General features: G+C 58.6%; 10 protein-coding genes. 2 read left to right on the top strand and 8 right to left on the bottom strand.

Translation table 11 applies throughout. The annotated features are described in order from the left end of the window. Positions 1–60 precede the first annotated feature (60 nt). Both secA and E6W33_RS00435 read right to left on the bottom strand, forming a co-directional pair. The gene (gene secA, locus E6W33_RS00430) at positions 61–2,826 is read right to left on the bottom strand and encodes a preprotein translocase subunit SecA (protein ID WP_136413196.1); all 2,766 of its coding nucleotides are present in this window, start codon (positions 2,824–2,826) and stop codon (positions 61–63) included. Between the two features lie 306 nt (positions 2,827–3,132). Beyond that, the gene (locus E6W33_RS00435; RefSeq protein WP_136413197.1) at positions 3,133–4,080 is read right to left on the bottom strand and encodes a M23 family metallopeptidase; all 948 of its coding nucleotides are present in this window, start codon (positions 4,078–4,080) and stop codon (positions 3,133–3,135) included. Between the two features lie 51 nt (positions 4,081–4,131). Between E6W33_RS00435 and E6W33_RS00440 the strand changes: the two genes are divergently transcribed. Continuing rightward, positions 4,132–4,650: a DciA family protein gene (locus E6W33_RS00440; protein ID WP_136413198.1), complete on the top strand. Its 519-nt coding sequence runs from the start codon at positions 4,132–4,134 to the stop codon at positions 4,648–4,650. A 34-nt stretch (positions 4,651–4,684) separates the two neighbouring features. Here E6W33_RS00440 and lpxC read toward each other — a convergent pair whose 3' ends face one another. From lpxC to glpD, 3 genes are all read right to left on the bottom strand, one after another. Continuing rightward, positions 4,685–5,620 (bottom strand): UDP-3-O-acyl-N-acetylglucosamine deacetylase, encoded by a 936-nt coding sequence (gene lpxC / locus E6W33_RS00445; RefSeq protein ID WP_136413199.1) that lies wholly within the window; start codon positions 5,618–5,620, stop codon positions 4,685–4,687. A 109-nt stretch (positions 5,621–5,729) separates the two neighbouring features. After that, positions 5,730–7,214 (bottom strand): glycerol kinase GlpK, encoded by a 1,485-nt coding sequence (glpK, locus tag E6W33_RS00450; protein WP_136413200.1) that lies wholly within the window; start codon positions 7,212–7,214, stop codon positions 5,730–5,732. Between the two features lie 137 nt (positions 7,215–7,351). Beyond that, on the bottom strand, positions 7,352–8,908 hold the full coding sequence (glpD, locus tag E6W33_RS00455) for a glycerol-3-phosphate dehydrogenase (protein ID WP_136413201.1): 1,557 nt from the start codon (positions 8,906–8,908) through the stop codon (positions 7,352–7,354). Between the two features lie 140 nt (positions 8,909–9,048). On the opposite strand from glpD, the gene E6W33_RS00460 reads away from it, so the two are divergent. Then, entirely contained in the window at positions 9,049–9,810 is a 762-nt protein-coding gene (locus E6W33_RS00460) for a DeoR/GlpR family DNA-binding transcription regulator (RefSeq protein ID WP_136413202.1), read from the top strand. A gap of 44 nt (positions 9,811–9,854) precedes the next feature. Here the strand turns inward: E6W33_RS00460 and mscL are convergent, their stop codons facing one another. The 3 genes from mscL to ftsZ all read right to left on the bottom strand — a co-directional run bounded on the left by mscL (position 9,855) and on the right by ftsZ (position 12,358). Then, complete coding sequence (gene mscL, locus E6W33_RS00465) at positions 9,855–10,271, bottom strand: large conductance mechanosensitive channel protein MscL (RefSeq protein ID WP_136413203.1); 417 nt, start codon at positions 10,269–10,271, stop codon at positions 9,855–9,857. Between the two features lie 252 nt (positions 10,272–10,523). After that, positions 10,524–11,030 (bottom strand): peroxiredoxin, encoded by a 507-nt coding sequence (locus E6W33_RS00470; protein WP_136413204.1) that lies wholly within the window; start codon positions 11,028–11,030, stop codon positions 10,524–10,526. Positions 11,031–11,173: 143 nt separating this feature from the next. After that, complete coding sequence (gene ftsZ, locus E6W33_RS00475; protein ID WP_136413205.1) at positions 11,174–12,358, bottom strand: cell division protein FtsZ; 1,185 nt, start codon at positions 12,356–12,358, stop codon at positions 11,174–11,176. Positions 12,359–12,363 lie beyond the last annotated feature (5 nt).

Here is a 12,363-nt window from a genome sequence, read left to right on the forward strand (position 1 = left end):
CCGCAAAAGACAAAGGGCAGGTTACCCTGCCCTTTGTCATGTCGCGCTGCTTTCCCGGTGTCAGGCCAGCTTGCCGTGGCACTGCTTGTATTTCTTGCCGCTGCCGCATGGGCATGGATCGTTGCGCCCGACCTTCGGCAATGCATTGACCATCGGTTGCTGACGGTCGTCATCCGCGGTCGCGGTAGGCGCCAGCAATTCTTCCGGTGCGGCATTCGGGTTGAAATCAGCATGCTGATAATGCACGTTCTCGACATGCGACTGCGCCAGCTGTTCCTCGGCGGCGTCGATCTCTTCACGCGACTGGATACGCACGGTCATGACGATGCGCACCACCTCGTTCTTGATCATGTCCAGCATCTGCCCGAACAGTTCGAACGCCTCGCGCTTGTACTCCTGTTTCGGATTCTTCTGCGCATAGCCGCGCAGGTGAATACCTTGACGCAGGTGGTCCAGCGCGGCCAGATGCTCGCGCCAGTGGGTGTCGATACTCTGCAACATGACGCTTCGTTCGAAACCGGCGAATGCCTCTTTGCCGATGATATCGATCTTGGCGTTGTACGAATCGTCAGCCGCTTTCAGCACGCGTTCCAGCAGATCATCGTCGGTCAGGTTCGGCTCGGCTTCCAGCATTCCGGAGAGCGGCACATTCAGCTGCCACTCGTTGGCCAGCGCCGCTTCCAGCGATTTGATGTCCCACTGTTCTTCCATCGATTCTGCCGGCACGAAGCTGCGGAACAGGTCGCTGAATACGCCATGGCGCAAGGACGCGATCAATTCGGAGATGTCGGCGGCTTCCAGCAATTCGTTGCGCTGCTGGTAAATCACTTTGCGCTGATCGTTTGCGACATCGTCATACTCAAGCAGCTGCTTGCGGATATCGAAGTTGCGTGCTTCCACCTTGCGCTGTGCCGATTCGATCGAGCGAGACACGATGCCTGCTTCGATCGGTTCGCCTTCCGGCATCTTCAACCGGTCCATGATCGCACGGACGCGATCGCCGGCGAAAATGCGCAGCAATGGGTCGTCCAGCGACAGGTAGAAACGGGATGAACCGGGATCGCCCTGGCGTCCGGCACGTCCGCGCAACTGATTGTCGACGCGGCGCGATTCGTGACGCTCGGTGCCGATGATGTGCAAGCCACCTGCCGCCACCACGTGGTCATGCAGCGATTGCCACTCGCTGCGCAGTTTTTGCGATCGTTCCTGCTTCTCCGCGTCTCCCAGGTTGGAATCTGCCTCGATGAGCTGGATCTGCTTTTCGACGTTGCCACCCAAAACAATATCCGTACCGCGTCCGGCCATGTTGGTGGCGATGGTGATCATTTTCGGGCGGCCGGCCTGTGCAATGATTTCCGCTTCGCGGGCGTGCTGCTTCGCATTCAGCACGTTGTGCGGCAGCTTGTGCTGGGTCAGGATATTCGACAGCAGCTCGGAGTTCTCAATCGAGGTCGTGCCGACCAGGACCGGCTGGCCGCGCTCATAGCAATCCTTGATGTCCATGAGCATCGCGTTGTACTTCTCCTGCGCGCTCTTGTACACCTGATCCTGGCGATCCTTGCGCTGGCTCGGCTTGTTCGGCGGAATCACCACGGTTTCCAAACCGTAGATTTCCTGGAACTCGTAGGCTTCGGTATCGGCGGTGCCCGTCATGCCGGCGAGCTTGCCGTACATGCGGAAGTAATTCTGGAAAGTGATCGATGCCAGAGTCTGGTTTTCATTCTGGATCCGCGCGCCTTCCTTGGCTTCGACGGCCTGATGCAGACCATCGGACCAGCGGCGGCCCGTCATCAGACGGCCGGTGAACTCGTCGACGATAATGACTTCGCCGTTCTGCACCACGTAGTGCTGATCCTTGTGATACAGCGTGTGTGCGCGCAACGCGGCATACAAATGGTGAATCAGGGTGATGTTGGCTGCATCGTACAGTGATGCGCCTTCCGGAAGCAGTCCCATGCTGGTGAGGATTTGCTCCGCCTTTTCATGTCCTGCTTCGGTCAGCAACACCTGGTGGGATTTTTCATCCTTGGTGTAATCGCCGGACACTTCGATCTTGCCCTTGCCGTCCGGAGTTTCCTCACCGATTTGCAAGGTCAGCAAGGGCGGCACCGCATTCATCTTCATGTACAGGTCGGTATGGTCTTCCGCCTGGCCCGAAATGATCAGCGGGGTTCGCGCTTCGTCGATCAGGATCGAGTCAACTTCATCGACAATGGCGAAATTCAGTCCACGCTGCACGCGGTCGCCGGCCTCGTACACCATGTTGTCGCGCAGATAGTCGAAACCGAACTCGTTATTGGTTCCGTAAGTGATGTCGGCACCATAGGCTGCCTGCTTGGTGTCATGCTCCATCTGCGACAGGTTGACGCCGGTGGTCAGTCCCAGCCAGCCGTACAGCTTGCCCATCCATTCCGCGTCACGTTGCGCCAGGTAATCGTTGACCGTCACCACATGCACGCCCTTGCCGGAAAGTGCATTGAGATAGGCGGCGAGTGTCGCCATCAGCGTCTTGCCCTCGCCGGTGCCCATTTCGGCGATCTTGCCATAGTGAAGGACCATGCCCCCGATCAACTGGACATCGAAATGACGCATCTTCAGGACACGTTTGCTCGCCTCGCGGCACACCGCGAACGCTTCGGCAAGGATATCGTCCAGCTTGGCGCCTTTGGCAATGCGGTCCTTGAATTCAGGAGTCTTCGCCTGCAGTTCGGCGTCGGAAAGCTTTTCCATCGCCGGCTCGAGCGCATTGATTTCGCGGACAGTTTTTTGATATTGCTTGATCAGTCGCTGATTGCGACTGCCGAAAATCTGGGTCAGTAATGACATGCTTGATTTCTAAGAATAGCGCCACGACAACGACACGCCACAAGGCTGGTGTCCTTCTCGATGGCCGGACTTTGGCTAAATTGCAGATTTTATCATGCGCCTCGAACCGGACTGACTCTGTCCGGAACGGATGCGCAAAATGGTTGAGCGAGCACAGAATTGTCAATGAACGGCTGTCGCTTTCTGCAACACCGATAACTCGATCACGCACTTAGGTGGGGGCGTATGACGAAGAAACAATATCTGCCGCGCAGATATTCAAACAGCCCCTGAGTAAGACAGGGAGATCGTGCGGATCGATCCTTGTTATTTGACGACCAGGGCAGCCATTTTTGCCTGGTCGGCGCCTGCGGCAAGGAATTTGTGCGGATCTTGCTGCACACCTTTGACGAGCACCTCGAAATGGAGGTGCGAACCGGTGGACCGCCCGGTGGAGCCGATGTCGGCGATGCGCTGCCCGCGCCGGACTATGTCGCCTACCTTCACATATACACGTGAGGTATGGGCGTAGCGGGTGACGATATCGTTTCCATGGTCAATATCGATCATGTTTCCGTACTGATGATGGTATTCCGCCGAAATAACCACGCCGCCAGCCGCGGCGACGATCGGCGTGCCCACCGCCGCGGCAAAATCGATGCCTTCATGAAAAGCGTTTTTCCCGGTAAAGGGGTCGATTCGCCAGCCGAAGCCGGATGCGTTGTAGCTCACATTGACCGGCTGTATCGTTGGCAGCAGTCTGGAGCGGATCTTGTAGCTCATCAACGTGGTCTCGACGACGTTCATGTAGTCGGCGCGCTGCTCGACATCCTTGGCCGTGGCATCGAGTGCTTTCTGAAACTCCGACATGCTGAGCGGCTTGTCATTTGCCGAGGGGGCCGGACCACCGCGGCCCGGCGGTTCCCTGAAGTTAAACTCCTGCGGCTTAACCCCCGCAAGGCCCTGCACCCGCTCGCCCAAGGCATCGAGGCGCATCAGTTGGGCCTGCATCTCGCCCAGCTTCATCGCCATTGCGGCGAGATTTTCCTTGACGTACTTGTCTTTCCGGAAGCTGTCTTCCTGGGTAGCTGAGGCGACTACGTCGCGAACCAGGGGAATGTTGAAGTCCGTTGCGTGACGGAAGGTGAGGTAATACAACAAAAATGCGGCCACGAGTACCGACATGACGAAAAACAGCGCCAGCGCCAATAAATGCCAATGTCTCAGGGTGATCGTTCTTGCGCTGAAGCGTGGGTGCAGCAGAATAATTTGCATGACAACTCCTACGACTCGTCTATCGCGGGCGCTCTGTGATAAGGTTTGAGCATGATTCGCTCATCCTCATTTATTTCTTATAAGCAAGGCTTTCAGTCTACACGCCGAGCCGGAAAGACCACGAGCACTGTTACAGGTGTTACAGATTTCCTGCGCGCAAACGACAAGATGGCCAAGCTCTTGCCGGCCATTTCGCGCATTAATGCACTTCAAAAGGAATGTGCTGCGATTCTTCCCGCGCTGTTTGATGCATGTTCCGTCATCCAGTTCGAAGTGGGCAATCTGGTGCTCGCCACGCCGAACGCTGCACTTGCAACAAAGCTGAAACAGCAACTGCCCAAGCTGCAGGACGGACTGCTGAAGCGGGGATGGCAGGTTAACGCAATACGGATTAAAGTGCAAGTAAGCAATATTGCTGAAAAGATAATCCCGCCAAAGCAGCTGGCGCTGCCTGCGAAAGCCGTTTCCGCGCTCGCATCCTTGAACGACGCCTTGGAAAATTCCCCGCAAAACGAAGCACTGAAGGCAGCGATCAGCGCGATGCTGAAACGCCACCGGAAGGACAAATAAAGAGCGGAGAATTGAGGCCGGGTGAAGAAAGGGCTTAGTTAAATGCCCATTCCTGGCCGGCCTGCCGGACGTAGGCGCCGGGTGCCGTATCGAGTGAATCGAAGCTGACGATCTCGTAGGCTTCGGGCTGTGCCAGCAGTTCGCGCAACAGCAGATTGTTGAGCGTGTGGCCGGACTTGTGCGCCACGTAGCTGGCGAGCAGAGGATGGCCGATCAGATAAAGGTCGCCGATGGCGTCGAGAATCTTGTGCCGCACGAACTCATTGTCATAGCGAAGACCGTCGGCGTTCAGGATGCGGTATTCGTCCATCACGATGGCGTTTTCCAGCGATCCGCCGCGAGCGAGCCCCATGCCCCGCAGCGTCTCGACATCCTGCATGAAGCCGAACGTACGAGCCCGAGCGATTTCCTTCACATAGGATTCGGACGCGAAATCGACTTCTGCGACCTGACCGGTGCCATCAACCGCCGGATGATTGAATTCGATAAAGAATTTCAGCTTGAAGCCATTGTAGGGCTCAAGCCTGGCCCATTTTTCCTGCGCGCCCTTGCCTTCGCGGATTTCAACGGGTTTCTTGATACGAATGAATTTTTTCGGCGCGTTCTGTTCCTGAAGGCCGGCCTGCTGCAGGAGAAATACAAAAGATGATGCCGAGCCGTCCATGATCGGAATTTCTTCCGCCGTGACGTCGACATACAGGTTATCGATGCCAAGTCCGGCGCATGCGGACATCAGGTGTTCGACTGTCGATACCCGCACGCCGTCCTTTTCCAGGACCGAGGCCATGCGCGTATCGCCAACGCCGGTCGCGGTCGCAGGCAAATCCACCGGCGGAGTCTGATCCACGCGGCGAAATATGATGCCTGTGTCCGCTGCGGCCGGGCGCAGGGTAAGTTCGACCTTGGTACCGGAATGCAATCCGACGCCGACAGTCTTGACGAGCTGTTTGACGGTACGTTGTTTGAGCATTGTGGAATTATAGCAACTAACCCGCGAGTCAGTTGTTTTGAAATGTAACGCCTGTTGGCGTTACGCCACGCAAAACAGCGCATTTTCCGCCTTCGCCAAGCCGAGGCGGCTATTCCAACCACCTTTGCGACCGCTGCACGGCGCGACGCCAGTCGGCCAGACGGTGCATTCTTTCTTCGTCCGCCATCTGCGGCTCAAAACGTTTCTGAACTTGCCATTGCGACGCGATTTCCTCCTTCGAGCCCCAAAAGCCTACCGCGAGCCCCGCCAAATACGCCGCCCCCAAGGCTGTCGTTTCCGTCACCATGGGGCGCACGACGGGAACACCCAGCACGTCGGCCTGAAATTGCATCAACAGATCGTTGCGCGCCGCACCGCCGTCCACCCGCAGCTCCGTCAATGGCATTCCGGCATCTTTTTGCATTGCCTCCAGCACATCCGCGCTTTGATACGCGATGCTGGCCAGGGTGGCGCGCGCAATATGGGCCTTGGTTGTGCCGCGACTGATGCCGACCATCGTGCCGCGCGCATAGGCATCCCAGTATGGAGCGCCGAGGCCGGCAAAGGCAGGGACGAAAAACACGCCGCCGGTATCGGGCACGCTGGACGCGAGCGCCTCGACTTCCGCCGAGCTTTGAATGATTCCCAGGCCGTCACGCAGCCACTGCACGGCGGCACCGGCATTGAACACGCTGCCTTCCAGCATGTAGTCGGTTTCGCCGTCAACGGTCCAGCCTACGGTGGTGAGCAGGTTGTTGTGCGACGGGATCGCTCGCTTGCCGGTATTGAGCAGCATGAAGCAGCCTGTCCCATAGGTGTTCTTGGCCATGCCGGGCCGATGGCAGGCCTGGCCGAACGTGGCGGCCTGCTGATCACCGGCGATACCGGCGATCGGGATGGCGACGCCGAACAGCGCAGGGTCGGTCTTGCCTGCGACGCCGCTGCTGGGCACGACCTGCGGCAACAGGCTGGCGGGTATGTCGAGCAAAGCCAGCAATTCGTCATCCCATTGCAGGGTGTGGATGTTGAACAGCAGCGTGCGCGAGGCATTGCTGCTGTCGATGACGTGGGCGCCGCACATGCGGAAAATCAGCCATGAGTCGATGGTGCCGAACGCGAGCTGGCCACGTTCCGCCTTTTCTCGGGCACCGGGCACATTATCGAGCAGCCATTTGACCTTGGTGCCGGAAAAATAAGCATCGAGCACAAGTCCGGTCTTCTGCTGGAACAGCGCGGCCTTGCCTTGCTCGCGCAAGGCGTCGCACAAATCCGCGGTACGGTGGTCTTGCCAAACGATGGCATTGGCGATCGGCTGGCCCGTTTGCCGATCCCACAAGACCGTCGTCTCGCGCTGGTTGGTGATGCCGATGGCAGCGATGTCGACCGGCGCAAGCTTTGTTTGCTTCAAGACTTGTTGGGCGACCTCCAACTGGGTGCGCCAGATTTCCATGGCATCGTGCTCGACCCAGCCGGAACGCGGAAAGATTTGAGTGAACTCTTGCTGCGCCATGCCGTGCTGGCGACCCGCATGGTCGAACAGGATGGCGCGTGAACTCGTTGTGCCCTGGTCAAGAGCGAGAATGTACTGGGTCATTGAAACGTCTCCAAAGCGAAGGCCGCAGCAAATGCAAAATCCGGATGAGTCATGTCAAGTACGGCCAGGTACGTCGATGCCGGTATTGATTCTAGCGAAGAAACTAAGGCGCAGCGCGACGCACGCAAGCCCCGATCCTATGCGCGCAGCCGCCGTGTCTCTGCCTCAGATCGCCTCACCCGCATCCAGGCGTCGAGTTTCGCCGCGGCCCCGACGGGCAGACGCAAGCCCAGTTTGGAACGACGCCACAATATGTCTTCCGCATTGACGGCCCATTCGCGCTGCATCAAATAATTGACTTCCACTTCAAAGAGGCCGGGCGCGATCTCGTCGCCCATGTCGCCCATCCTTCGACAGCCGGACAGAAGCACATGGGTACGCGTGCCGTAGGCTCGGGCGTAGCGGGCAATCAAGGCTGGCGGCAGCCATGCGAATTTCTGTTGCAACTGGCTCAGGTAGCCCTCGAATTCGAGTACCGAACGCTTGTCCGGCCTTGCTCCGAACAGGTCGCCGCCCGGCAGGCAGGCATCAGCTGTCCAGGCACCGTTACGCGTTGGCAGCGATGCTGCGATCAAGTCCACCGCCTCTTCCGCGAGCTTGCGGAAAGTGGTGATCTTGCCCCCGAATACCGACAGCATCGGCGCCCCCTCCCCGTCGAGTTCAAGACGGTAATCACGAGTGACGGCGGATGCATCGGACGATTCGTCCTCGACCAACGGACGCACGCCGGAATAGGCGCACACCACGTCAGCGGGAACGATCTTCTTGCGAAAATAGCGGCTGGCCAGGTCGCACAAGTAGAAGATTTCGCCATCGTCGATCGCAACCTCGCCTGGGTCGCCGTGATATTCGATATCGGTGGTTCCGATCAGCGTGAAGTCCTGCTGGAAAGGGATGGCGAACACAATGCGTCCGTCGGGGTGCTGGAAGATATAGGCGTACGGGTGATCGAATACCCGTCGAACGACGATGTGGCTGCCCTTGATCAGACGGAGCGACTTTGCGGCAGGACGATGCACGGCCGTCTGAAGGAAGCGGGCGGCCCAGGGACCGGCCGCGTTAACCAGGCAGCGCGCATTGACAGTGATCGCGGCACCCACATCGGTACGGAGTTCGGCAATCCAGTGGTCGCCGCGGCGTCGCACGGATTCGCAACGCGTACGCGTCAGGATCCTGGCTCCTCGTTCGGACGCGTCGACTGCGTTCAATACAACAAGACGCGCGTCGTCGACCCAGCCGTCGGAGTAGACAAAGCCGCGTGTGAATTCCGGCTTGAGCGGTTTGCCGGCCACATGCCGGCGCAGGTCAACGCCCCGCGAACCGGGCAGCAGCTCGCGCCTGGCAAGGCCGTCATACAGGAACAGGCCCGCACGGATCATCCATCCCGGGCGCTGCCCCTTGTCGTGGGGCAGGACGAAGCGCAGCGGCGACATGATATGCGGTGCCGCGCGCAGCAATACTTCGCGCTCGATCAGCGCTTTGCGCACCAGTCCGAATTCATAGTGCTCGAGATAGCGCAATCCGCCGTGGATCAGCTTGGAGGAAGCCGAGGAGGTGTGCGCGGCCAGATCGTCCTTTTCGCACAGCACTACCGAGAGGCCCCGGCCCGCTGCGTCGCGCGCAATCCCTGCACCATTGATGCCGCCGCCGACGATAAGCAGGTCGCAGGTGATTTTTTTCTGGCCGTGTTCCATCGAATACCCGAAAATGAATGCTTGAATGAAGACAAGCAATAACAATACGACAGCATACGAAACAAATTCAACAATGTTTTTAGAATTTTTGTTCGTTTAGTTTCGTTTGGAATTATTTTGAGATCGAAAGGGAGGGAGCGATGACGCTTAATCCACGGCAGCGCCGGCTGCTTGAAGTGGTTCGGCAACACATCACGATGTCTGTGGAAGAGCTGGCGCAGCAACTGGATGTGACGCCGCAGACGGTGCGCCGCGACGTCAAGCAAATGGAGGAAGCAAAGCTGCTGGCGCGCTATCACGGCGGCGTCGGCTTGCCGTCTTCGGTTGAAAATATCGACTACAGCCAGCGCCAGGTCTTGAACAGCGAGGCCAAGCGGCGTATCGCCAAGGCGGTCGCGGCGCAGGTGCCGTCGGGATGTTCGTTATTGATCAATATCGGCACGACGACGGAGGAAGTGGCGCGCGCGCTCTCCCATCATCGCGGCCTGCATGTGGTGACCAATAACCTGAACGTGGCGGCGATTCTTGCCGACAATCCGCATTCCGAGGTAATTGTGGCCGGCGGTGTCGTGCGCGGACGGGATCGCGGCATCATCGGCGAGGCAACGATCGACTTCATCCGCCAGTTCAAGGTCGACATCGGCATCATCGGGATTTCCAGCATCGAGCCGGATGGAACCCTGCGTGACTTCGACCCGCGCGAAGTCAAGGTCGCGCAAGCCATCATTGAGCAGTCACGGGAAGTCTGGCTGGTCGCCGATCACGACAAGTTCGGCCGGCAGGCCCTGGTGCGCATGGCGCATGTGTCGCAGATCGATGTTCTCTTTACCGACGCGCGACCGCCGGAAGCACTGTCCAAAGCTTTGAAGGAAGCGCACGTCAAGGTCGTGGTCGCTCCCTGAACGAAGCAGCGCCTTGGACAGGAAGCGATCGCCGGCGATATCACTTATCGTTTCAAGCTGTCGCGGATCTCTCGCAAAAGAACAACCTCTTCCGGCGGTGCCGCGGGTGCTGGCGGAGCAGCGGGCGCTTCCCGCTTGATGCGGTTCATCTGCCTGACCATCAGGAAAATGATGAAGGCCAGGATGACAAAGTTCAGAGCGACGGTGACAAAATTCCCGTACGCGAGTACGGCGCCGGCCTTTTTTGCCTCGGCCAAGGTCGTTGCTGTTTGGCCCGAAAGCGGGATAAAGTAATTGCTGAAGTCCAGGCCGCCCGACACTTTGCCCACCACCGGCATGATGATGTCGCCGACCAGGGAATCGACGATTTTCCCGAACGCGGCGCCGATGATGACGCCGACTGCCAGGTCCATTACATTACCCTTGAGGGCAAATTCCTTGAATTCGCTCAGCATGCTCATTACTCGACCTTTCAACATAAGGTAAAAGAAAAACCAGGCGGTGCTGAAGTTGCCTGTTTAGCATAGTACAAGATGTGGATTTCGGGCAGCAGGCTTTAAGCACATCGCGCAAGAAAAATTCATCATTCAGGCCATGTCATGACCTGGCGCGGATTCGCATGCCAGAGACAGGCGGCCGACCGCCGTCGTGCGCTCGACTTCACATAAAAAATACGGCGCCGGAGCGCCGCATTTTTCTTCCGCCTGCGCGGTTCATCCCAGTTGCGCGAGCAGTGTTTCAGCGTTCGATACCTCGAACTTTCCCGGCTGTTCGACGTTCAGCTGCTTCACGACACCGTCATCGACCAGCATCGAATACCGTTGCGAGCGAACACCCATGCCCTTTGCCGTCAGGTCGAATTCCAGGCCGAGCGCCTTGGTGAACATGGCGCTGCCATCGGCCATCATGCGCACCACGCCGGTCGCTTTCTGGTCGCGGCCCCAGGCACCCATCACGAATGCATCATTGACCGACACGCACCAGATTTCATCGACACCCTTGGCTTTGAATTTGTCGGCGAGGGCAACATAACCCGGCACATGCTGGGCCGAGCAGGTCGGCGTGAAAGCACCGGGCAAACCGAAGATCGCGATCTTCTTGCCCTTGGTCAGATCGCTGACCTTGAATGCATTGGGGCCGAGGGAACAGCCTTCCGATGCAACTTCGATGAACTCCTGAAGAGTGCCTTCAGGCACGCGATCGCCGATTTTGATGGTCATGGTGGTGTCCTTTTTACTTTATAGGTTTGTGAGTGCCAATAAAAACGCCGCGCCGTGGGGCGCGGCGTACAAACCGCAGTATGCCTTGTTCTTGCCATTCTTGCAGCGCGCCCACCCAGCCTCGCTGCAAGGCAAGGAAAAGGTCAGTCAGCCTGCTTGCGCAGGAATGCCGGGATGTCGTAGGTTTCCATGCCATTCTTTTCCAGCGCGCGCACGGTTTCGGACGCGGATTCGCGACGCCACACGGCCGGCTTGCTGAGGTTCTCGAATGCCGGCGCTTGCGGCGCGGTTCCGCCGTTGAAGCCGGTGTGCTGCATGACCGGCTCATTGTGCGTGCCGGTGCGCAGGACCGGGGTCTGCACCAGTTGCACGTTCTTGCGGGCACGGCCCAGGCCGGTTGCGACCACAGTGACGCGAATGTCGTCGCCCATGGTGTCGTCGTAAGCGATACCCTGTGCGATCGATGCATCCGGTGCCGCGAATGCACGCACGGTTGCCATGACTTCCTTGATTTCCTTGCCCTTCAGGCTGCGGCTTGCCGTCACATTGACCAGTACGCCACGCGCGCCGGACAGATCGATGCCGTCCAGCAGCGGCGATGCGACTGCCTGCTCCGCAGCAATGCGTGCACGATCGACACCCGAGGCCGTCGCCGTACCCATCATCGCCTTGCCCTGCTCGCCCATGATGGTCTTGACGTCGTTGAAGTCGACATTGATATGGCCAGGCACGTTGATGATTTCGGCGATGCCGGCCACTGCATTGTTCAGCACATCGTCGGCATGCTGCAGCCATTCGATCATGCTGTCGTCTTCGTAGATCTCTTCCAGCTTTTCGTTCAGGATCACGATCAGGGAGTCGACATGCGCGCTCAAGGCTTCCAGGCCTTCGTCGGCGATTTCCATGCACTTCGCGCCTTCGTAGGAGAAAGGCTTGGAGACGACCGCCACGGTCAGTGCACCAAGTTCCTTCGCCACTTGCGCGACGATCGGCGCTGCGCCGGTGCCGGTGCCGCCGCCCATTCCTGCAGCGATGAAGACCATGTGCGCGCCGCGCAGCGCATCCTCGATGCGTGAACGCGAATCTTCAGCCAGCTTGCGGCCGACGTCCGGCTTCATGCCGGCGCCCAGGCCCGATTCACCGATCTGGATGACGTTGTCCGCCTTCGATTGTGCGAGCGCCTGCGCATCGGTGTTGGCTGCGATGAATTCGACGCCGGACACGCCTTTGTTGATCATGTGCTGAACCGCATTTCCCCCTGCTCCGCCAACACCAACAACCTTGATCACCGTCCCCAGATTTGCATTATCAATCATATCGATTTCCATGATGA

Origin of the sequence: Herbaspirillum sp. ST 5-3, assembly GCF_004804275.1 — a bacterium.
In the GTDB taxonomy this organism is placed as follows: Bacteria; Pseudomonadota; Gammaproteobacteria; order Burkholderiales; family Burkholderiaceae_D; genus Noviherbaspirillum.